The 21,257-nt window shown below is 45.8% G+C and carries 18 protein-coding genes; 8 read left to right on the top strand and 10 right to left on the bottom strand.

What is annotated here, in order from left to right:
- Nucleotides 1-10: 10 nt before the first annotated feature.
- Genes ACWB0I_RS16295 through ACWB0I_RS16270 form a run of 6 tightly spaced genes read right to left on the bottom strand, consistent with a single transcriptional unit; the run spans nt 11 to nt 4,869 of the window.
- Nucleotides 11-325, bottom strand: a complete 315-nt coding sequence (locus ACWB0I_RS16295) for an SUF system Fe-S cluster assembly protein (protein WP_479389143.1) — start codon at nt 323-325, stop codon at nt 11-13.
- A complete protein-coding gene (sufU, locus tag ACWB0I_RS16290) occupies nt 322-789 on the bottom strand; it encodes a Fe-S cluster assembly sulfur transfer protein SufU (protein ID WP_479389142.1) in 468 nt (155 codons plus the stop codon). The genes ACWB0I_RS16295 and sufU overlap by 4 nt, the downstream gene beginning before the upstream one ends.
- Nucleotides 790-807: 18 nt before the next feature.
- Complete coding sequence (gene sufD / locus ACWB0I_RS16285) at nt 808-2,133, bottom strand: Fe-S cluster assembly protein SufD (protein ID WP_479389141.1); 1,326 nt, start codon at nt 2,131-2,133, stop codon at nt 808-810.
- A gap of 12 nt (nt 2,134-2,145) precedes the next feature.
- Nucleotides 2,146-2,883: a Fe-S cluster assembly ATPase SufC gene (gene sufC / locus ACWB0I_RS16280; protein ID WP_479389140.1), complete on the bottom strand. Its 738-nt coding sequence runs from the start codon at nt 2,881-2,883 to the stop codon at nt 2,146-2,148.
- A 25-nt stretch (nt 2,884-2,908) separates the two neighbouring features.
- Nucleotides 2,909-4,351, bottom strand: a complete 1,443-nt coding sequence (gene sufB / locus ACWB0I_RS16275) for a Fe-S cluster assembly protein SufB (protein WP_479389139.1) — start codon at nt 4,349-4,351, stop codon at nt 2,909-2,911.
- 32 nt (nt 4,352-4,383) lie between these two features.
- On the bottom strand, nt 4,384-4,869 hold the full coding sequence (locus ACWB0I_RS16270) for an RrF2 family transcriptional regulator (RefSeq protein ID WP_479389138.1): 486 nt from the start codon (nt 4,867-4,869) through the stop codon (nt 4,384-4,386).
- A 461-nt stretch (nt 4,870-5,330) separates the two neighbouring features.
- Here ACWB0I_RS16270 and ACWB0I_RS16265 point away from each other — a divergent pair, with 461 nt between their 5' ends.
- The 6 genes from ACWB0I_RS16265 to ACWB0I_RS16240 all read left to right on the top strand — a co-directional run bounded on the left by ACWB0I_RS16265 (nt 5,331) and on the right by ACWB0I_RS16240 (nt 11,251).
- On the top strand, nt 5,331-5,942 hold the full coding sequence (locus ACWB0I_RS16265; protein ID WP_479389137.1) for a TetR/AcrR family transcriptional regulator: 612 nt from the start codon (nt 5,331-5,333) through the stop codon (nt 5,940-5,942).
- Nucleotides 5,943-5,946: 4 nt separating this feature from the next.
- The gene (locus ACWB0I_RS16260; protein WP_479389136.1) at nt 5,947-6,696 is read left to right on the top strand and encodes an outer membrane lipoprotein-sorting protein; all 750 of its coding nucleotides are present in this window, start codon (nt 5,947-5,949) and stop codon (nt 6,694-6,696) included.
- Between the two features lie 135 nt (nt 6,697-6,831).
- The gene (locus ACWB0I_RS16255; RefSeq protein ID WP_479389135.1) at nt 6,832-8,046 is read left to right on the top strand and encodes an ABC transporter permease; all 1,215 of its coding nucleotides are present in this window, start codon (nt 6,832-6,834) and stop codon (nt 8,044-8,046) included.
- A gap of 12 nt (nt 8,047-8,058) precedes the next feature.
- A complete protein-coding gene (locus ACWB0I_RS16250; RefSeq protein ID WP_479389134.1) occupies nt 8,059-9,270 on the top strand; it encodes an ABC transporter permease in 1,212 nt (403 codons plus the stop codon).
- A gap of 25 nt (nt 9,271-9,295) precedes the next feature.
- Nucleotides 9,296-10,000, top strand: a complete 705-nt coding sequence (locus tag ACWB0I_RS16245; RefSeq protein WP_479389133.1) for an ABC transporter ATP-binding protein — start codon at nt 9,296-9,298, stop codon at nt 9,998-10,000.
- Nucleotides 10,001-10,036: 36 nt separating this feature from the next.
- A complete protein-coding gene (locus ACWB0I_RS16240; RefSeq protein WP_479389132.1) occupies nt 10,037-11,251 on the top strand; it encodes a hypothetical protein in 1,215 nt (404 codons plus the stop codon).
- A gap of 63 nt (nt 11,252-11,314) precedes the next feature.
- Here ACWB0I_RS16240 and ACWB0I_RS16235 read toward each other — a convergent pair whose 3' ends face one another.
- The 4 genes from ACWB0I_RS16235 to ACWB0I_RS16220 all read right to left on the bottom strand — a co-directional run bounded on the left by ACWB0I_RS16235 (nt 11,315) and on the right by ACWB0I_RS16220 (nt 16,574).
- Complete coding sequence (locus ACWB0I_RS16235) at nt 11,315-12,628, bottom strand: OmpP1/FadL family transporter (RefSeq protein ID WP_479389131.1); 1,314 nt, start codon at nt 12,626-12,628, stop codon at nt 11,315-11,317.
- A 33-nt stretch (nt 12,629-12,661) separates the two neighbouring features.
- Nucleotides 12,662-13,426: a PocR ligand-binding domain-containing protein gene (locus ACWB0I_RS16230; protein ID WP_479389130.1), complete on the bottom strand. Its 765-nt coding sequence runs from the start codon at nt 13,424-13,426 to the stop codon at nt 12,662-12,664.
- Nucleotides 13,427-14,246: 820 nt separating this feature from the next.
- Nucleotides 14,247-15,647 (bottom strand): chromosomal replication initiator protein DnaA, encoded by a 1,401-nt coding sequence (gene dnaA / locus ACWB0I_RS16225; RefSeq protein WP_479389129.1) that lies wholly within the window; start codon nt 15,645-15,647, stop codon nt 14,247-14,249.
- Nucleotides 15,648-16,193: 546 nt separating this feature from the next.
- Nucleotides 16,194-16,574, bottom strand: coding sequence for a response regulator (locus ACWB0I_RS16220; RefSeq protein ID WP_479389128.1), 381 nt, complete (start codon nt 16,572-16,574; stop codon nt 16,194-16,196).
- 241 nt (nt 16,575-16,815) lie between these two features.
- Here ACWB0I_RS16220 and ACWB0I_RS16215 point away from each other — a divergent pair, with 241 nt between their 5' ends.
- Together ACWB0I_RS16215 and uvrA are read left to right on the top strand one after the other, a co-directional pair.
- Nucleotides 16,816-17,718, top strand: coding sequence for a universal stress protein (locus ACWB0I_RS16215; RefSeq protein ID WP_479389127.1), 903 nt, complete (start codon nt 16,816-16,818; stop codon nt 17,716-17,718).
- Nucleotides 17,719-18,026: 308 nt separating this feature from the next.
- On the top strand, nt 18,027-20,858 hold the full coding sequence (gene uvrA / locus ACWB0I_RS16210; RefSeq protein WP_479389126.1) for an excinuclease ABC subunit UvrA: 2,832 nt from the start codon (nt 18,027-18,029) through the stop codon (nt 20,856-20,858).
- Nucleotides 20,859-21,257 lie beyond the last annotated feature (399 nt).

Here is a 21,257-nt window from a genome sequence, read left to right as displayed (position 1 = left end):
TGGTGAACCTTTACATGTAACCCAACTGCAATTTAGCCACTTCTGACATCATGCTCGGATGCCATGGTGGGTCCCAGACGACTTCTACCTGAACATCACCAACGCCGGCCATTTGCTGGATACGTTCCTTGACCTGTAATGGCAGGGACTGAGCAGCCGGGCAGTTCGGAGCTGTTAAGGTCATGGCAATCTTTACGTTATTCTCGTCATCAATCGAAATATCGTAGATCAGCCCCAATTCATAGATGTCCACCGGAATTTCCGGATCGTAAACGGTTTTTAGCACTTTAACAATATCATCTCTGAAGATCGGATTCTTACTCATTTTTTACTCTCCTCTGAACCATTGACATTCTGTTTATTATGGAGTGCATTGTGCAGGGTGTGCCATGGCAGGGTGGCACATTTGACGCGCATGGGGAATTCCGACACCCCCGCAAAGACAGCCAGTTTGCCCAATTTGTCCATGTATTCCGCCGGGTCCAGTTCGCCTCGCACGATCTTTTGAAAAAGCTCTACATATTGATCGATTTCCGAAATCTTTTTGCCTTTAATAAATTCGCTCATCACCGAGGCAGAAGATTTTGAAATGGCGCATCCTTTGCCCTCAAAACGCACATCTTCCACCCGACCATCTTTGATTTTTAAATAGATCACATAGTGATCGCCACACAACGGATTGTGCCCTTCCAGCTTGTGCGTCGCATCTTTTAAGGAGCCAAAATTGCGTGGCGACCGGTTGTGGTCTAAAATGATTTCCTGATACAACTCCCGGAATTGGTCGTCCATTTTTCTTGTTCGTCTTTCTTATTTAACAAAATTCATATTTTCTTTAAAACGCTGCAAAATATTTTGATCCACATATTCCCGGACCGCTTCCACTTTGATCTGCTCGATAATACGTTCAGCAAAGGAATAAATCAACAAATTTTTAGCCCTTTGTTCAGAAATTCCACGGGATCGCAAATAGAAGACCGCATCTTCATCCAGCTGACCTACGGTGGCTCCGTGCGTACACTTCACATCATCGGCGTAAATTTCCAGCTGGGGCATGGTGTCGATTTTAGCCTCATCCGAAAGCAGCAGGCAGTTATTGGACTGAATGGCATCCGTTTTTTGAGCGCCTGGTTCAACCAGAATCTTTCCGGCAAACACAGCGCTGGCTTTGTCGGTTAAAATGCCCTGGTACAGTTCGTTGCTGGTACAATTCGGGCTGGCATGTTCGATGAGTGTGTGGTTATCGTGATGCTGGTTGTTGTGGCCCATGTACAGCCCATTCAGAACCGCATCGGCCCATTCTTCCTGGAGGGTAATTTTTAAATTGTTACGCACCAGTTTCCCCCCAAGGGTGATGTTGTTGGACACATAGCGGCTGCTGGCTTTCTGCTGCACCACAATGTTGCCCACATGGTAGGCCGCTTCATTTTCGTTTTGTACTTTGGTGTGAATCAGCCTGCCTTTTTCCCCAACCGAAACCATCGTAAGCGCATTGGTAAAATGAGGCTCATCGGCAAAGGACAGATAGGTTTCAATAAGGCGCAAAAAGGAATGATCGCCTACCTTAATGATATTGCGCAGCACATTGTTGACTCTTTTTCCATGTCCTACGGCAATGTTCACCACATTTACCGGAGTTTGCAACACCGTGTGTGCAGGCACTTCAATAACGATGCCATCGCTGAAAAAGGCGGCATTTAAAGCGCTGAAAATATTGAATTCATTAACGCTTTGCTCTTTTAATTCCGAAAGCACGTCCTCTTTTTGCTGGAGCTGATGATTAAGAGAATTGATCAACACTTTACCATCGGATTCTATTTTACTGGAGAGATGGGGCATAAAATAGCCATTGACAAAAACCAGGTTAATGCCCTCAAAGTTTTTGTACAAAAAAGGACGAACCTGCTCCATCGACCAGGAAATCTCCGATGGTTTTTCAGCCAGATGGAATTCGCTTTCGAATAGCGGTGCCGGATTGGTAAAACGCCATTCTTCATCACGGGCGGTAGGCAATCCGCTCTTGCTCACATAGTGCAAAGCCGACCTACGTACCTGATGCAGAGGGTGTTCCTTCTGGCCATTCAATCGCGCTTCCAATTGTTCAAACTGTTTCTTTATTAAATCTATGGTTAACATTATCTCTTCCTTTTATTTTAACCAGTCGTAGCCTTTTTCTTCCAGTTCCAGGGCCAGCTCGCGGCCACCAGATTTTACGATTTTTCCATTGTACAGAACGTGCACAAAATCAGGCACAATGTACTGTAGCAAACGTTGGTAATGAGTAATGACCAGAAAAGCGTTTTGCTCGTTACGCAAACGATTCACGCCATCGGCAACAGCGCGTAAGGCATCAATATCCAGACCGGAATCGGTTTCGTCCAGAATGGCCAGCCTGGGTTCCAGCACCGCCATCTGAAAAATTTCGTTGCGCTTTTTCTCGCCGCCAGAAAAGCCCTCATTGACCGGTCGGTTCAATAAACTCTGATCCATCTCTACAATGTTCATTTTCTCCTTGACAATGGCCAGAAAATCGGCGGCATCAATTTCCGGCAAACCTAAATGCTTACGTTTTTCGTTCAGGGCCGTTTTTAAAAAATAGGTATTGCTCACACCCGGGATCTCCACCGGGTACTGAAAGGCCAGAAAAATTCCTTCGCGCGCCCGTTCTTCGGGAGCCATCTCCAGCAGATTTTTTCCTTCAAACAAAACTTCACCTTCGGTCACCTCGTACAAATCGCGTCCGGCCAGAACATTGGCCAGCGTACTTTTGCCGGATCCGTTGGGCCCCATAATGGCGTGAATTTCACCGGCATGAACGGTCAAATCTATTCCTTTTAAAATCTCTTTTCCTTCTACATTGGCATGCAGATTGCGAATCTCTAACATTTCTATCATTTCCTTTCTAAAAATTTTATCCTACACTACCTTCTAAGCTGATGCTCAACAGGTTCTGCGCTTCAACCGCAAATTCCATGGGCAACTCCTTAAACACCTCGCGGCAATAGCCATTAACGATCATCGAAATGGCGTCTTCTGTGGAAATGCCGCGCTGATTGAGGTAAAAAATCTGGTCCTCGCCAATTTTTGAAGTGGTGGCCTCGTGCTCTACCTTGGCCGTGGTATTTTGCACTTCGATGTATGGAAAGGTGTGCGCCCCGCACTTGTCTCCGATCAACAGGGAATCGCACTGTGAAAAATTACGGGCATTGGTGGCTTTTCTGCCCACCTTCACCAGACCGCGGTAGGAATTGTCGCTTTTACCGGCAGAAATACCCTTGGATACAATAGTGCTTCTGGTGTTCTTACCCAGATGAATCATCTTTGTACCGGTGTCGGCCTGCTGGTAATTGTTAGTTAAAGCCACGGAGTAAAATTCGCCAATCGAATGATCGCCCTTTAAAATGACACTGGGATATTTCCAGGTGATGGCCGATCCCGTCTCGACCTGTGTCCAGGAAATTTTGGCATTATTGTAACAAATACCGCGTTTGGTGACAAAATTGTAGATACCGCCTTTGCCCTCTTCATCCCCCGGGTACCAGTTTTGCACCGTAGAATATTTTATTTCGGCATCCTTTAACGCTACCAGTTCCACAACCGCAGCGTGCAATTGATTTTCATCGCGCATGGGCGCCGTACAGCCTTCCAGATAACTGACATAGGCTCCCTCGTCGGCTACAATCAGCGTACGCTCAAACTGGCCGGTCTGAGCTGCGTTGATGCGGAAATAGGTGGAAAGCTCCATGGGACAACGCACGCCTTTGGGCACATAGACAAATGAACCGTCGCTGAAAACAGCAGAATTCAGGGCAGCAAAAAAGTTGTCCGTGTAGGGTACAACAGAACCCAGATACTTTTGAACCAGATGCGGATGTTCTTGAATGGCTTCGGACATGGAGCAGAAGATGATGCCCATCTCGTTCAATTTTTCTTTGAACGTGGTAGCCACCGAAACGCTGTCGAACACGGCATCTACGGCCACACCGGCCAACATTTTCTGCTCTTCCAGCGGAATGCCCAGTTTCTCATAGGTCTTCAGTAGTTCGGGATCCACCTCATCCAGACTTTTGTATTTGGGCGTATTTTTGGGTGCAGAATAGTAGCGAATGGCCTGATAATCGATGGGAGAATATTTTACCTTGGGCCAATGCGGCTCTTCCATTTTTAACCAATGACGATAGGCCTTTAGGCGCCACTCGGTCATAAACGGCGGCTCATTTTTCTTTTGAGAAATGGCGCGAATGATATCCTCGTTTAAGCCTAATGGTAGTTCATCGGCTTCAATCTCGGTTACAAAGCCATATTTATATTCTTTCCTGGTGATCTCTTCAATACGTTTTTTCTCATCACTCATTGTTCACCTCTATTTATTAATTTAAAACTCTTTTAAATTTTTTGCTTTACCAATTGGATTTGTTCCTGCTCAGCCTGATTGCGGTAAATCCACGAAAAATCGCCTTTCATGCGTGTTAATAAATCTTTTAAGCTGATATTTTTTAACAATTGCACAAACTCCTCCTGCACGTACTGCATGGGCGTTTGAATATTGCAAAACAAAAACTGATCACAGTCGCAGGGCCGACCGGTATGACAGGAAACCAGGCGGATAGGCCCATCGATTGATTCCACCACCTCCAGCATATTGATCTGCTCTATCTTGCGCGCTAAGGTGTACCCGCCCTTCACGCCCTGCACCGACTGCAGCAACCCGATCCTGGTTAGTTTTTGCAAAACCTTGCTCAAAATTTCCTGTGGAATGCGATATTCACGGGACAGCCGTCTGGCCGTTACCAGATGATCCAGCTCTTTGTGCTGGGCCATCTCAACCATGGCGATCAACGCATATTCCACTCTTTTGCTAAACTTCATCATAAATACGACTTTTTCAGTCTGATTTAACTTTTCAAAAAATGCGACTTTTTTTGTCGCATTTAGAAAAACGAAATTTAACACAGCGATTATTCCCTGTCAAATTTTATTTCAGGATGGCTTTTTCTTTTAAAAACAAACTGAGGCAGCACAGTCGCAACCTTTAAAAAACCGCAAAGGGCGCAAAGAAATTATTAGCCCTCACCCCCTCGATCCCCCTCTCCCAGAATGAAAATCTGGGAGAGGGGGAAGGCTTACCACCTGTGTTGAAGATTTTCTTTCATGGCCCCATTCACGATCAATGGGAATTCCGAATGTCAGCCCGATGCTCATTCAACCATTCAACAAATCAACAATTCAACGGTTTTTCTTCCTCAGGCAGAACAAAAATTTCCATTTGCATCGCTTTGATTGCCTTATTATATTTGACCGACCGGTCGGTCAAATAAAAATCAGGGAATCTGATGCCCAGGCGAATCGACAAACAACAAAAGCAGGAACAAATTCTGCAAGCTGCGCTCAGCGTCTTTGCCCAAAAAGGCTTTTCTGCCACACGGATGAACGACATTGCCCGCAAAGCCGGCATCGGCAAAGGCACGCTTTACGAATACTTTTCCAGCAAAGAAGATATCTTCTTTAAAACATTTTTTTATCTGTTTGAGCAATACGATAAAACCTTTCAGCAGAGATTAGAACTTATCAGCGATCCGGTTGAAAAAATCAGGTTGCTTGTGCAAACCTATTTCGTTGAATTCAGCCAGAACAATTTTGATTTCATGCAAATCATGATGGACTACTGGATGGCCAGCGCTCGCAACAACCAGACGCAAAATTTCAGTCTTCTGGCTCTGTATCGTAATTATCGCCATCAGATTGGCGCCATCTTAGGGGAAGGAATTGATAAACAGATTTTTCGGGCTCACAATACCGAACATTACGCGGCCATGCTTTTAGCCTTGCTGGATGGCCTGTTTCTGCAACTCTTTCTGGACAACCAGGTTTTTGATCTGCAAGCCATGGCAGCAAGCATTGAAGATATGTTTTTAACAAGCCTGAAATTAAACAGTAAGGAATGATACGATGAAAATTCTGCACATCAGCTTGATTTTAATTTTACTGTCAACCTTTACGCTTTACGCGGACGATCAGGCCAGGGCGATCGTTAAAAAGGCCAATGACAAATTCAGAGGTAAGACCTCTTACGCCGAGGCCACCTTAACGGTTGTGAAACCAAAGTGGTCCCGTGCCCTTTCCATGAAAATCTGGGCCCTGGAACCAGACTATGCCCTGATCTTAATCACCAGTCCGGCCCGCGACAAAGGGACGGTTACTCTGAAACGGAAACGCGAGGTCTGGAACTGGATTCCTTCGATTCGACGCATGATTAAAATCCCGCCCTCCATGATGATGCAATCCTGGATGGGGTCCGATTTTACCAACGACGACCTGGTTCGCGAATCTTCTGTGGTTGAGGATTATTTTCATAAAATCATTCGTCAGGAATCATTTGCCGGTTACGACTGTTACCTCATCCAATCGCATCCCAAACCGCAGGCCAACGTAGTCTGGGGAAAAATCATCTCCTGGATTTCCAAAAAAGATTATCTCTTTTTAAAATCGGAATACTATGATGAAGATGGACCGCTGGTCAAAACCATGTTGGCCAGCAAAATCAAAAAGATGGACGACCGGATTATCCCCACCTACCTTGAATTGATTCCCAATAATAAACCGGGCCAAAAAACAATTCTGGAATATCACAAAATAGACTTTGACATCAAAATTGATCCTTCATTCTTTTCGCAGCAAAACATGAAACGCGTACGCTAAAAAGGATGAGGAAGTGAATAATGGAATGATACAGGAAATCTTTACAAATCCCGGGGCAGCATGTTGGGAGCGTTCACTTCAAACTGCCTTCAACCATAAATGGTTTAAAAACAAATTACTGTTAGAAAGGTAATCATGTACATTCACCTAAGCTGGCGAAATATCTGGCGTAATAAGCGGAGAACCCTGATTGCCGTGGCTTCTGTGTTCTTTGCCGTCATTACCGCCATCAACACGCGCTCCATGCAATTGGGTTCGTATGACTACATGATCCACTCTACGGCCCGCTTTTACTCCGGATATCTGCAGATCCAGAATCCACTCTATTGGGAAAAACGCTCTCTGGAAAACGCTTTGCTCCAGGACAGCCTCGATTTCGACCGCTTAGCCAATCTTCCTCACGTAACGGGCGTTGCCCCGCGTCTGGAGGCCTTTGCCCTACTCTCGTTTGGAACAACCACGCGTGTAGGCCAGGTGATTGGCATCGATCCTCAACGCGAAAACCAGACCACGGGCCTGCAAACGCGATTGGTGGAGGGCGCCTTTTTACAGGAAGATGACTATGCGGTACTGATCAGTAAGGGGCTGGCCCGGATGCTCGGTCTTTCCCCTGGCGACAGTCTGGTGCTTTATGGTCAGGCTTATCATGGACAAATTGCTGCCGCTCTTTTACCGGTAAAAGGCATTATCAAATACCCGGTCAGAGAATTGAACAACACCATGGTTTATCTCCCGCTCAAGGCAGCGCAGGACATCTTTTTAATGCCCGGGCGTCTGACCTCAGTGGCCATCCTGTTAGAAGGAAACCGCCATTTGAGTCAGGCTAAAAGTCAGCTTTTAAAACACATTCCCCCTCATTACCGCTTGCTGGATTGGCAAACCATGCTACCCGAATTGTACCAGAGCATTCAGTTAGACAATATTTCTGGCATGTTGATGTTGGCCATTTTGTACGTGGTCATTGCTTTTGGCCTCTTTGGCACGATTGTAATGATGATTAATGAACGGAGAAGGGAATTTGGCATTTTGATCGCCGTGGGCATGAAACAGAGCCGACTATTGCTGGTCACCCTGGGAGAAATCATCTTTATCTCTTTAGCCGGGGCTTTAAGCGGCATTGCAGGAGCCTTTCCCATCGTTTTGTACTACACCCATCATCCCATCCACTTTACAGGTGAAGCGGCCAAATCGTTTGAATTGTTCGGCGTGGAACCGATCTTCAGCTTCAGTTCCGATCCGACCATCTTTTTCAACCAGGCCCTGGTGGTCTTTTTACTGGCCCTTGCCACCTTCATTTATCCGCTCTTTTTCATTAAACGACTGGAACCACACAATGCATTACATGCCTGAGAGGAGGTGACTATGTTACTGGCCCTGGCCTGGAAAAACGTCTGGCGCAATAAAACCCGCAGTTTAATTGTCATCCTGGCCATCGCCTTTGGACTATGGGGCGGCCTATTTTCCGGGGGATTGATGGTCGCCATGGGCGATTCGATGGTCAAATCGGCCATTGATCGCGATCTGGCGCACATTCAAATTCACCATCCCAAATTCGATGAAAATAAGAGCGTGCGACGCTTCATTCCCAACTCCAATGAAATCATTCAAAAATTAAAATCAAGCGAAGGGCTAACGGGTATTTCGGCCCGTACCCGGTTCCTGGGCATGGCTTCCTCTGCCACCTCCTCCTACCCGGTGGAAATTTTCGGCATTAATCCCAACGATGAAGCGCAGGTAACGACCATTAACCAGAGAATCGTGCAGGGCGGCTATTTTAATTCTCCCAGAGAAAATTCCATTGTCATCGGTCAAAAGCTGGCCCGACGTTTAAATTTGCGCCTTCACTCCAAACTGGTGCTCGGTTTTGAAGGGCTGAACGGCGAGCTGGTCAATATCGCTTGCCGCGTCGTGGGCATATTCAAAACAGAATCTTCCCCCTTTGACGAACGAACGGTCTTTTTGAAACAATCATTTTTGGCGGACAATATCGGGCGCCCGGTCGTTCATGAGATCGCCATCCGTTTAAGCGATGCCAGTCAATTGAAGGAGAAGACAAGCATGCTCAAAAGCTGGTTTCCCGGGCTCCTGGTAGAATCATGGAAAGAGCGTTCTCCAGAAACCGCTTTCATTGCTGATCTGATGATTCTTTACACCTATTTCTTTCTGGTCTTTATTCTCTTTGCCGTGCTGTTTGGCATCACCAACACCATGCTCATGTCGGTGGTGGATCGCATCCGTGAACTGGGCATGCTGATGGCCATCGGCATGAAGAGAATACGTGTTTTTACCATGATCCTGCTGGAAAGCATCATGCTCTCCATTACCGGTGGGATTGTGGGCGTCATCATCGGAGGACTGACCATTTACCTGACCAATCACTCGGGCATTAATCTATCGATATTTCAGGCCAGTCTTGAATTGTACGGCACCGGTTCTATTCTCTACCCTACATTGCCGGCCGAATTGTACGCCTTTCTGACGGTTCTGATCATTTTCACCGCCAGCGCAGCGGCCGTGATGCCGGCCATTAAGGCCATTCGTCTGGAACCGGCCAGAGCCATTCGCACACTTTAAAATGAGGAACAAGGAGAAGATGACCATGGCATTGATTAAAGTAGAAAATCTGAGTAAAGTGTACAACACCACGGCTGTTCCGGTGCAAGCCTTAAACAAGGTGACCATTGAATTTGAAAAAGGCGAATTCACGGCCATTGTGGGGCCCAGCGGTTCCGGCAAAACCACTTTTTTGAATATGATCGGCGGTTTAGATCGACCCAGCGCTGGCCAGATAACGGTGGATGGCATAAAGCTGAACGAGTTAAAAGGCAGTAAACTGGTAGAGTACCGGCTGCACCACATTGGATTTGTGTTCCAGGCTTACAATCTGATCCCTGTTTTTACGGCTCTGGAAAATGTTGAATTCATCATGCTTTTACAGGGCGTGCCTAAAGAAGAACGTCAGCGTCGGGCAAAGGAATTGCTGCAGGCTGTGGGCCTGGCCGATCGTATGCACAACCGGCCAGGTCAGCTTTCCGGTGGGCAGCAGCAACGCGTGGCGGTAGCCAGGGCGCTGGCCTCCCGACCGCAATTCGTTTTAGCCGATGAACCAACGGCCAATCTGGATTCCCAATCCGCTGACGATTTACTGGACTTAATGGAACAATTGAACAAAGCGTTTAACATGACGTTCATCTTTTCCACCCATGACGCACGCGTCATTCGCCGGGCCCGCAGGGTCATTACCCTTCACGATGGAAGGATTGAACAAGACACGGGAAAAGAGAATGTGGAAACACAAACGTAACCGACATTCTTTGCTCAAACATTAATAATGGACTTTATGATGCCAGATTGCAAAGTGTACCGTAACCGTCTCTGGGGCATGGTATTCCTGATGCTCAGCGCTTTTTTAAAGCCAGACGTCGCGTTCCCCTTCGACTACGCACTGTCTGGTTACGTCAAATATCTCTATTCCAACTCAAAACTGCCGCAAATCCATGGCCGATTGAACGATCACCTGATTCACGGTCGATTGAATAGCCAATTTTTCATGACGTCCCGGTTAACCGTTTACGCTGAAACACGCTGGAGAACTTATTACGGTCAGACTGTGCAAAAATATCCAGACTTTAGCAAACAGATCATTCATCATTATCCTCTAATCGACCTTGGCCGCAAACTGATCGATTCCAATCAATGGTTCAGCTACATTGAACTCGATCGGCTTTACCTGGATTTTATGGCAGAAAAGTGGCAGGTTACGGCAGGCCGCCAGCGAATCGCCTGGGGCACCAGCCTGGTCTGGAACATCATCGATCTGTTTAATCCGCTTTCCATTCTTGATTTCGATTACGAAGAGCGCCCCGGTTCGGATGCCATTCGCGTTCAATATTTTACCGGAACCTTGTCCCATCTGGAACTGGCCTACCAACCCGCTCGCTCAGCGCAAAAGCAGACCATGGCCTTTTTGTGGGCCACACACTCAGGGGAATATGATATTTATTTTTTGGTCGCTAGCCATCACAGGCGGAAAGCTCTGGGGTTGGCCTGGTCGGGGTATATTAAGGATGCCGGCTTTCGCGGAGAATTACGCTGGAGCGAACCTCTTTACAAAAGTGGTAAGCTGCCCTCCCCCGCCCCCTTTTTTCCTTCATTAAGCGACAACAAAAAGAACAATCTGCAAATGGTTCTTTCGGCCGATTACGCTTTTCCCAATTCCTTCTACATCCACAGCGAAGCGCTTTACAATCGTACCGGGCTGACACAAAACGCCGGCCTCTATCAGCTACAGGCCCAGAAAATCGGGCTATTAACGGTTTCTCGCTGGTCCTTATTTCAGGAATTGGCTTACGATGTACATCCCCTGGTACGAGCAGACGTTTTCGCCCTGATCAATCCGGATGATCATTCGCATGTTATTGCCCCTTCGATTGCCTGGTCGGTTTTAACCAACGTAGATGTTTACATCATCGCTTTTATCAGTAACGGAGGTGCTTTGTCAGAATTTGGCGGGATTGGCAAAGCATTGTTCTGCAGATTGAAGTATTCATTTTAAAACATCCGGGAGAAGAGTCCTCCTCCCGGATGATCAAAAAAAGTGAATTTAAGAAAACTTACCTTAGAACTGATACCCTACGCCAACGCTAAAGGCAAAAATATTCATATTGTGCGTACCGGGTACAGCGCCGTAAGCGCCAGGTGAGGTGATTACACGTTCTTTGCCAAACAGATACTCCAGACCGCCATCGAAACGCAACGCGCCCAATGAGTAGGAACCGCCAACGGTTACCCCATTGTAGGTAATGCTTGGGAAAAGAATATTGTAGGTTTTGTCCGGAGCCGGAGCCGGATCGTAGTACCAGCCGCCGCGCAGGGCCATGGCTTCGTTCAATTTGTACTCTGCACCTACTCGAATTTGTAAGGCATTTTCCCAGTATAGATGGAAAATATTTTCACCTGTGGCTTCACTGCCTGCTTTCCAGGCCGCATCTTTAAATTTAGTGGTAAAGTTTTTTTCGCTCTCTTTCCACTGACTCCATTGTAAATCGGCCGTTAACGTTAACTGCTCGGTTGGTTTAAAGGCCAAACCACCGGCAAGCCACAAAGGCCAGGCCACATCACGATCAAAATCGCTTTTGGTGGCATAGCCGGCTGCTGCCATACCCGGATTTTTTGCCTCGCCACTCATGGTTACATTGGTTTTGGTTCTAAAGCTTAAACCAAAGCTGAATCGTTCGGAAAATTTGTACAACATGCCCAGCGTAACGCCATAGCCCAGTCCACTGGAACTCTCGGAATACTGAGCATATCCAGCCACTGCTCCAGTCATCGGATCTCTTAAGGTTGCCGGGCGTTTCATATCAAACATACCATAAAAAATATTCACGGCCAGGCCGAAAGAGAGCTGATCATTGGCTTTAAAAGAAACCGCAGGAGAGAAATTAAACACGCCAATTTTAGACATCCATTCATACGGCCCCATCGGCGTGTCAGGAACACCATCGCCATTGCTATCCAGCATGGTAAAAGGAATCAAATCCTTGCCTTCCCATTCAACGCCCAAACCGGCTGGAACATAAGCGCCAAACCCCATTTTTAATTTGTCGGTTAATTTACAGGTCCAGTAAGCCATTAAATTGGGAGAAAGATAGTGATTGGTTTTGGCCTTGGTGTCAATTTGAGCCATGTCGTACTTGTAGGTGGCCATGGGAACAACATCTGTGACAAAAAGGCCCACATATGCCCCCTGTAAATGGATTAATCCCGCAGGATTCCAGTAAAGGGCTGTGTAATCGTCGGCCAGCCCCACAAAAGCGCCGCCCATTCCCAGAGACTTGGGCCCAATGCTATTCAGGCTTAAGCCATTGGACCAAACAGCCAGGGGCATCAGTAACAGCACGATCAATACCGTAACCAGACTAAATCGTTTCATAACAACTCCTTTGATTGGTGAAATATGAGTAATTTATTGGTTTGTGAGAGATTTTTCCTGAACAGCGCTCAACTGATTGATCTGCTGTAATTTTTGTATCAAATTGTTACGCTCGCTGGTCAGATCGATCAGCGATTGCGCCAGCTTTTCCAGCCATTCCTTTAATCTGGCATTGACTCTGGGGCTCAGAACCTGAATTTCTTGGGCTGAGCGCTTCAATTCTTGTTCTGAAACTTGCACTCGTTTAGCCAGTTCTGGTATTGATTGTTTGATGCGTTCCTTCTGTTTAGCATTTCGGCAGAATTGTCCGCAAAGAATATAGGCCTCGAATAAATCTTTTGAACGAATACAGGCCACGGTATAACTGAGTCCGGCGTGACAGGTCTGAAATTGATCCGGATGTTTTCTGTTGGCAATGCTTTCCTGCCAGCTTTGGCGACACAGGGCCAGTCCTTGAGGCGTACTCTGGACGGCCTGGCAGAAGGGAGTGGGATTACTCACATCCGTTAAGAACTGCACACGGGCATCTACCGTCACACAGCTAACCCCGGCCACGTCGCTAAAGATGTCCTGTAAACCTTGAATACAATGTTTGGGGAAAATAATCGTCTGGTCATGTGCGGTTTTTCTGTCAATGGATTTGTTCTGCAGAAGAGCTTCAATATTTTTACGCGGAAAACGCCAGTTTTTGCCAATTTTCACGCCGCTTAACCGCCCATCTTTCAACATGCGGTAAACGGTTGTGCGATCAACTTTTAATAGCTCCTGTACCTGTCTGGCTGTCAGAAGATCATCCATGCCATTCTTTGCTATCATTTGCTATAATTTGCAATAGTAAAATAGCTATTTTCTGATATTCTGTCAAGAAATTTTTCTCAAAGTCTCCGTTTTACTTTTTGTACGAGTGGGGCTATACAAAGCAGTATTTGTGTAAATCGGAGCTTACCTCATAACAGGATGTATGTAAATTTTGCGGATTTGTCTAGACAAAGTGCTACAATCAGAAATCGACCACAGCGAAGCCAGCAAAGTCGCGTATGCACAAAAAGGCGGTTTTAATTAAAAATTACTTCTTTGCCTGTCCCCGAAGATCGAGATTTCCGCTTGACTCCAACCGGCTGCGTCTGCAAGACGGGTGCCCTCTGAGGTTACTTAAATTGTTTTGGCTCACGGTCTGCTGGCTTAGAATACTTCCTTCAAAACTTATAATCCCGCTTAGCGGGATGCGAAAATTTTTATGCTGAAGATCCTAACCCCCCGGCCCCCTTCCCTTCTTTTAATAAAGGGAAGGGGGGCGGGGGATGGGTTTTAAAACAAAAGCTGGCCATAAATGCTTCGCCCTCACAAAGTGGCGGATTGAAACACGAGTTACATTGTTCTTTCGAATGGTCTGCCAATGTAAGGGATTCTCAGAATGACATGCCGGCACGGTTCCTCACCGCCTGGGCATAAGTTGCCCCTTCGCAAATTAATTCGTAATTCGTAATTTTAAATTTTTAATTTAAAAATGCTTATCTGTGCACTATGTGGTTACTTAAATTCCTGTGTAAATGTATTTTGGTTGCGGCTCTGTTGCCTTAGAAGTTAAAGTTACCGGTCTTAGTCGTCCATTTCCCGCTTATTTTTGGTAAACCAGATGTTTCTTCATGGCCTCAATCTGATTTTTCAGATTGCTGTCTTTTTTAATCAAAGATTCAATGGTGTTGATGGCATGAATAACGGTTGAATGGTCGCGCCCGCCAAAATGTAGGCCAATGGTGATTAAGGAGTGGTTGGTCATCTGTTTGGCCAGGTACATGGCGATCTGTCTGGCGCGTACAATATCTTTTTTGCGGGTTTTAGCGCGCAAATGATCGGATGACAAATTAAAAACTTTGGCTGTGTATTCCACGATGGATTCGATGGTCAAAACCTTTTTATCCGGCGGTGCAATTTCATTGACGATCTGCCGGGCCAGGTCCAGAGTAGGTTCAGCTGCTGTAAAGGTAACCTGAGCCATGATCTTGGTTAAAGCGCCTTCCAATTCGCGAACATTTTCCACCAAATTGGCTGCCAGATATTCCAGTACGTCTCCGGGAATATCCAGATTGCTCTCATCGCACTTTTTGCGCAAAATGGCCAGTCTCGTCTCAAAATCCGGTGGTTGAACATCCACAATCAAGCCCCATTTAAAACGGGAGATCAAACGCTCTTCCAGGTCCATCAATTCATTAATTGGCCGGTCCGAAGTCAGAACAATTTGCTTGCCATTCTGATGCAAATCGTTGAAGGTGTGAAAAAATTCTTCCTGGGTTTTGCCTTTGTTGCTAAAAAAGTGAATATCATCCAGAAGCAAAATATCACAGGAACGATAGTAAGCGGAAAATTCAGAGACTCGATTCTGCTGAATGGCGTTGATAAAATGCGAAGTAAATGTCTCACTGGATGTGTAAAAGACTTTGGTCGATGGATATTTAAACAGGGCATAGTTTCCGATGGCCTGAATTAAATGCGTTTTGCCCAGTCCCGTACCGCCGTAAACAATAAGAGGGTTGTAATTGGTTCTCCCAGGTGAATCGGCAACGGCCCTGGCCGCAGCGTAAGCAAAATTATTACCATCGCCTACTACGAAATTTTCAAAGGTGTAGCGCTCATTAATGCGCGTGTAAAAAGGGGAATCTACCACCGAGGGCGTTAAAGAAACCTTGTTCAACTCCGATGGCGTGGGTTGAATATCTGTCGCTACATATGGCGAATCAGGCAGAGTGGTGTTTTTGATGTGATATTTAACTTTTCTGTGCTCCCCCAGAACCTGAACAATGGCATTGTTTAAAACTTTGCGGTAGTGATTGTCAATCCACTCACAAAAAAAACGATTGGGTACGCGCAATTCGAGGAACTGGTCATTCAATTCCACAGCCTCAATAGGGGCAAACCAGGTGTTGTAACTACGAATATTAATGTATTCACGCAGAATTTGTTGGATGTGCTTCCATACACTCTCGGCAGGATTCAATTTCTGTGCTAAATCTGACTCCATTTCCTTCCCTTATCCTTATAGTTATCCACAACTTAAGTTTTCTAAATAATAAAACTCACAAAAATTTTCTTTTGTTGTTTATATTTAAATAATAAATGTAAAAACTCTAATCCGTTAAAAAACAAAAATTTAGAAATTCCAGGCAAAATTTTGTTTTTGTTTTTATCGGTCAAAGACTCTTGGGTTGTTGAAAAGTGAAAGTTACCCACATTTTATTCACAACCACTCAGTCGCCCTTTTACATTTTAATATTTTACCAATAAAAATCAAGCGAATTATTAAAAAAATGATGACTGAATTGCTTGAAAAAATATGTAAAAGGAATGCTCCCGCGGCACCGCATTCACTAATTCCAGTAAAAACAAATTTACTTGACCGTTTTTTTTGTAATATTAAAAAAATTAGCAAAATGTAAGTATCCACCTTGAAAACACAATACGCCCAACTTCAACAATAAATCCGGTTGACAAGCGTAAGAAGTTGTTACATTTCGTATGATTCGGTGCTTTTTAGCTGAGCCCATTCATGTTTCACGAAAAACATCAATCAGGCTGGTGATCCGGACTCCAGCATTTGCTCTACGATCCTTATTAATTCCTGTGGATCAAATGGTTTGTTTATGGTATGTTGAACCCCTAATTTTTTGGCAATCGAAAGATAGCTGTTGGCGTCTAATTGCCCTCCACCGGACATGGCAATGATTTTGGCAGCAGGTAATTTTTTCTTGATCTCTATGATGGTCTCAATGCCTTCTTTGTCAGGCATGATGATATCTGTAATGATTAAATCAAAGGATTCGCCCTTCAATAACTGAAGCGCACGATTGCCGTTTTCTGCTTCAAACACTTTGTATCCTTTATCAGCAAAGATTTCAAACAACAAATCACGGATCAAGTTATCATCGTCTACGATCAATATCTTTTTCATATCGTTTTCCAATGCTCCTCATTCATGATAAATAATTTAAGCAAATGTTCTACCAGATTCCACAATTTATATTCGTTCAAATTTTTTAAATTGTAAATGAAAAATTAAAAGGCGCATCCTTTCAATACATTTGAAATTGGAAAAGCAAATGGATTGACGGCGAAATTATTAACCGTTAACTTTTGTTTCATTTTAATTCAATGCTTAAATTGCACTCGTTCGATAAGATGAGGAGAGCGTTATGGAAATAAAAAAAATCCTTGTACCAACCGATTTCTCTGATACAGCCAGAGCCGCTCTGGATCAGGCTCTTATTCTAACTTCCAGATTTGATGCGGAGCTAACCGTATTGCATGCCAGACTGCTTTTTGAAGATGATCCGCTTGAGATGGAAGAAAAATTAAAAGAGGTTGAAGCAGAAGAGCACGAAATAGAACAATTACTTTTAGACAAGATGCGTAAAAAGACGCAACACCACAAGCACTTAAGGATCAGGCATGAGGTCATTCGTGGCTATTCTGCCCCTTCGGCTATTTTGGGTTACATCAATAAAAATAGTTTTGATCTGGTGGTCATCGGGACGCATGGCCGTTCCGGGCTGGAGCATTTTTTAATTGGCAGTGTCGCCGAAAAAGTCGTGCGTTATGCCCGTTGTCCTGTGTTAACGGTGCGTACCGCGTATTTTGTTAAAGAGAAGTTTTCCAAGATACTGGTGCCCATGGATTTTAGCGAGCCCTCCATGGAAGCTCTGAAAACAGCGGCAGCCTGGATGGAGGATGCGCAATGTGAATTGCATCTATTGTATGCTGTGGAACAGGAAGTCCATCCCGCGCTGTATGCCTGGGGCATGAAATCAGTACTGGATATGATTCCGGATATTAAACAGAAAGTGGAAAAGCGGATGGATGAAGCCATTGGCAACATTCCTGAACTAAAAAAAGTGAAAATAACCAAAGTGGTTACAGAAGGAAAACCGCACAAAGCGATCGCCAGATATGTTGAAGAACAGAAACTGGATCTAATCATCATTGGAACCCATGGCATGGTGGGACTCGATCGCCTTTTGTTGGGTAGTACGACAGAACGCGTTATCCGCGCTGTTAAGGTGCCTGTTCTTACCGTTAAGCATAAGAGTCTTATTTAAATAAAAAGTCCGTAAGGGCGGAGTGGACCGTCCAAATCCGGAAGTGGCCGTTTTATTCTTTTTAATTGGCAAATTGCTCTGGGCATTGGGATTGGAAGATTGACCTGAATCAGGACGAGCCTTTTTAACGGAACTTTCTGCGATTAAAATATTAAAACCCATGTTTTAAAAATGCAGGTGGTGTGGGCGTCCATTTTGCGCACAAGTTTCTTTTAAAAAACAATGGGGTATGAGTTGCCCTTGTCATTTTATATTATTATTTTTCAGGTACTTATCCATTAAAGATCAATGCATGAACAAAGGTAACGATGAGCAAGAAGAATTATTTATTGGTTAAAGGGGCCAGAGAACATAATCTTAAGAACATAGATGTCAAAATACCACGCGACAAATTTGTGGTCATCACCGGACTATCGGGTTCGGGAAAATCCAGTTTGGCCTTTGACACCATCTATGCCGAAGGGCAGCGCCGCTATGTAGAATCGTTAAGCGCCTATGCCCGGCAGTTTTTAGGGTTGATGGAAAAGCCTGATGTGGATTACATCGAAGGCTTGTCACCTGCCATTTCCATTGAACAAAAATCCACCAGTCGCAATCCCCGCTCCACGGTGGGTACGGTCACCGAGATTTACGACTATCTGCGTTTGCTGTTTGCCCGCATTGGTAAATTGCACTGTTACCAGTGTGGTCGACCGGTGGAAAGACAAACGGTACAGCAAATCGTTGACACGATTTTGAGCTGGCCTGAGGGCACGCGCTTTCAGGTGCTGGCGCCTGTGGTTCGGGGAAGAAAAGGGGAGTACAAGGAGGTTTTTAATCAATTCCGCAAAGATGGCTTTGTGCGCGTAAGAGTGGATGGACAAATCCGCTTCCTGGATGAAGAGATCAGCCTGGAGAAGAATAAGAAACACAATATTGAACTGGTGGTTGATCGCCTGGTGATTAACGGCGATATTCAGAAACGGTTAACCGATTCCGTGGAATTGGCCATCAAACAGAGCGGGGGCCTGGTTTACATTAATAAGCCGGATGAAGATCAGGATGTACTTTTCAGTGAGCAATTTGCCTGTCCCCATTGCCAGCTGTCTTTCGAAGAGCCAGCCCCACGTACCTTCTCTTTTAACAGTCCCTACGGGGCCTGCCCTAAATGTGACGGCCTGGGCGTGCTGACTCAAATCGATCCGAACTTGATCGTACCGGATGAGTCGCTTTCCATCAATCAGGGCGCCATTACGGTGCTTAGCGGGCGCCATGAAGGCTGGTTGTACGAGATGATTGCCAGCTTAGCGCGCAAGTTGGGTTTTAGTCTGGATACGCCCTGGAAAGATTTACCGCAAGAAATTCGCAACATTATCCTGTACGGCACGGGCGATGAGCAGGTAAAATTTGTTTACAAACGCGACAAAGCCTATGTGGAGTGGTATTCCAATTACGAAGGCATCGTAAACAATCTTCTACGCCGTTACAAGCAAACCGCATCGTCTCATGTCCGGCGCTGGATCGAAGGTTTTATGAATAATTTAATTTGCGATGAATGCCAGGGCACAAGATTGCGCAAGGAAGCGCTGGCGGTGACCATTAATGGCAAGAATATCCATCAGGTTACGGAGATGTCCATCAGCGAGGCCAAAGCATTTTTCTCTCATTTGCGCTTGACTAACCAGGAAAGGCAAATCGCCCATCAGATATTAAAGGAGATCCAGCAACGGCTGCAGTTTTTAATCAACGTTGGGTTAGATTACCTTACGCTGAGCCGTACGGCAGGCACGCTCTCCGGGGGAGAGGCGCAACGCATTCGCCTGGCCACGCAAATCGGTTCGCAACTGGTTGGTGTTTTGTACATTTTAGACGAACCGAGCATTGGGCTGCATCAGCGAGACAACAAAAAATTAATCCATACCTTAAAAGAATTGCGCAATCTGGGGAACACCGTGCTAGTGGTGGAGCACGATCGCGAAACCATAGAAGAAGCGGATTTTGTGATCGATCTGGGACCGCGGGCCGGTTTGCATGGCGGAGCTGTAGTGGCCACCGGCCGACCCGAACAGATTGCCAGAAACAAAAAGAGCTTAACTGGCCTGTATCTTTCGCACCAGAAGACGATTGAAATACCGGCTGAACGTCGGCCAGGCAACGGAAAATTTTTAACGGTGCGGGGAGCGCAGGGCAATAATTTAAAAAAGATCGATGTCCGTTTTCCTCTGGGAAAATTGATCTGCGTAACCGGAGTTTCCGGCTCCGGAAAGAGCACCCTGGTTAACGAAACCCTTTACGCGGCCCTGGCCCGCCATTTTTACAAAGCGAAGAAAACGCCTCTGGCCCATCAGGGCATCGACGGCCTGGAACACATCGACAAAGTGATCGATCTGGATCAGTCGCCAATTGGACGTACGCCGCGTTCCAATCCTGCTACCTACACCGGACTCTTTACCCCCATTCGCGACCTGTTCAGCCAATTACCCGAATCTAAAATTCGGGGTTACAAACCCGGCCGCTTTAGTTTTAATGTGAAAGGCGGGCGCTGCGAACATTGCGAAGGCGACGGGATAAAAAAAATTGAAATGCATTTTTTACCTGACGTGTATGTTCAATGCGAGGTGTGCAAAGGCAAACGCTACAATCGCGAAACCTTGCAAATTAAATACAAAGGTAAATCCATTGCCGATGTGCTGGATATGACCGTGGAAGAAGCGCTGGACTTTTTGAAAAACATTCCGCCTGTCAGGCGACGCTTACAAACCCTGTACGATGTGGGATTGGGATACATTAAATTGGGCCAGCCGGCTACCACGCTGTCCGGCGGAGAGGCCCAGCGTGTAAAACTGGCAACGGAACTGAGTAAAGTAGGAACTGGCAACACCCTTTACATCCTGGATGAGCCTACCACCGGCCTGCATTTTGAAGACATCCGCATGTTGCTGAATGTTTTAAACCGGCTGGTGGATAAGGGTAATACTGTGGTAGTTATTGAACACAATATGGATGTGATTAAAACGGCGGACTGGATTATTGACCTGGGACCGGAAGGCGGTGAAAAAGGCGGCTACATAATTGCCGAAGGTACGCCTGAAGAGATCATTCGAGTAAAAAAATCCTACACAGGTCAGTTTTTAAAAAGAGAATTGAACGGTAGTCTGTAAAACGAAAAGCCTATTTTCCCTGGCTGTCATTTTGAACGAGCAGGGGGATTGTCGAATTCCGGCCCTAGCTGACAATTTAAATTTAAAGTCCCGCAGGGACGAAATGTTTGTAGCTCACTTCCCTTAAAACTTATAATCCCGCTTAGCGGGATGCGAAAATTTTTAAGCTGAAGATCCTAACCCCCCGGCCCCCTTCCCTTTTTTTAAAGGGAAGGGGGGCGGGGGATGGGTTTTAAAATAAAAGCTCGCCATAAATGCTTAGCCCTTACAAAGTCTCGAGCTGAAGCTCGTGTTACGTTGCGTTTGCGTGTGTTCCAGTGGAGGGGATTCTTCTCCCGCTGAAGCGGGATCAGAATGACATGCCGGCACGGTTCCTCACCGCCTGGGCATAAGTTGCCC

It is taken from the genome of Caldithrix sp. (assembly GCF_056497305.1).
Note: the sequence above shows the minus strand (reverse complement) of the source record. Positions and strands in the feature narration are given on the sequence as shown.

What these genes read in the sequence shown, in the direction of transcription:
- ACWB0I_RS16295 (WP_479389143.1), bottom strand. Translation starts at nt 325, where the DNA reads ATGAGTAAGAATCCGATCTTCAGAGATGATATTGTTAAAGTGCTAAAA.
- sufU (WP_479389142.1), bottom strand. Translation starts at nt 789, where the DNA reads ATGGACGACCAATTCCGGGAGTTGTATCAGGAAATCATTTTAGACCAC.
- sufD (WP_479389141.1), bottom strand. Translation starts at nt 2,133, where the DNA reads ATGTTAACCATAGATTTAATAAAGAAACAGTTTGAACAATTGGAAGCG.
- sufC (WP_479389140.1), bottom strand. Translation starts at nt 2,883, where the DNA reads ATGTTAGAGATTCGCAATCTGCATGCCAATGTAGAAGGAAAAGAGATT.
- sufB (WP_479389139.1), bottom strand. Translation starts at nt 4,351, where the DNA reads ATGAGTGATGAGAAAAAACGTATTGAAGAGATCACCAGGAAAGAATAT.
- ACWB0I_RS16270 (WP_479389138.1), bottom strand. Translation starts at nt 4,869, where the DNA reads ATGATGAAGTTTAGCAAAAGAGTGGAATATGCGTTGATCGCCATGGTT.
- ACWB0I_RS16265 (WP_479389137.1), top strand. Translation starts at nt 5,331, where the DNA reads ATGCCCAGGCGAATCGACAAACAACAAAAGCAGGAACAAATTCTGCAA.
- ACWB0I_RS16260 (WP_479389136.1), top strand. Translation starts at nt 5,947, where the DNA reads ATGAAAATTCTGCACATCAGCTTGATTTTAATTTTACTGTCAACCTTT.
- ACWB0I_RS16255 (WP_479389135.1), top strand. Translation starts at nt 6,832, where the DNA reads ATGTACATTCACCTAAGCTGGCGAAATATCTGGCGTAATAAGCGGAGA.
- ACWB0I_RS16250 (WP_479389134.1), top strand. Translation starts at nt 8,059, where the DNA reads ATGTTACTGGCCCTGGCCTGGAAAAACGTCTGGCGCAATAAAACCCGC.
- ACWB0I_RS16245 (WP_479389133.1), top strand. Translation starts at nt 9,296, where the DNA reads ATGGCATTGATTAAAGTAGAAAATCTGAGTAAAGTGTACAACACCACG.
- ACWB0I_RS16240 (WP_479389132.1), top strand. Translation starts at nt 10,037, where the DNA reads ATGATGCCAGATTGCAAAGTGTACCGTAACCGTCTCTGGGGCATGGTA.
- ACWB0I_RS16235 (WP_479389131.1), bottom strand. Translation starts at nt 12,628, where the DNA reads ATGAAACGATTTAGTCTGGTTACGGTATTGATCGTGCTGTTACTGATG.
- ACWB0I_RS16230 (WP_479389130.1), bottom strand. Translation starts at nt 13,426, where the DNA reads ATGGATGATCTTCTGACAGCCAGACAGGTACAGGAGCTATTAAAAGTT.
- dnaA (WP_479389129.1), bottom strand. Translation starts at nt 15,647, where the DNA reads ATGGAGTCAGATTTAGCACAGAAATTGAATCCTGCCGAGAGTGTATGG.
- ACWB0I_RS16220 (WP_479389128.1), bottom strand. Translation starts at nt 16,574, where the DNA reads ATGAAAAAGATATTGATCGTAGACGATGATAACTTGATCCGTGATTTG.
- ACWB0I_RS16215 (WP_479389127.1), top strand. Translation starts at nt 16,816, where the DNA reads ATGGAAATAAAAAAAATCCTTGTACCAACCGATTTCTCTGATACAGCC.
- uvrA (WP_479389126.1), top strand. Translation starts at nt 18,027, where the DNA reads ATGAGCAAGAAGAATTATTTATTGGTTAAAGGGGCCAGAGAACATAAT.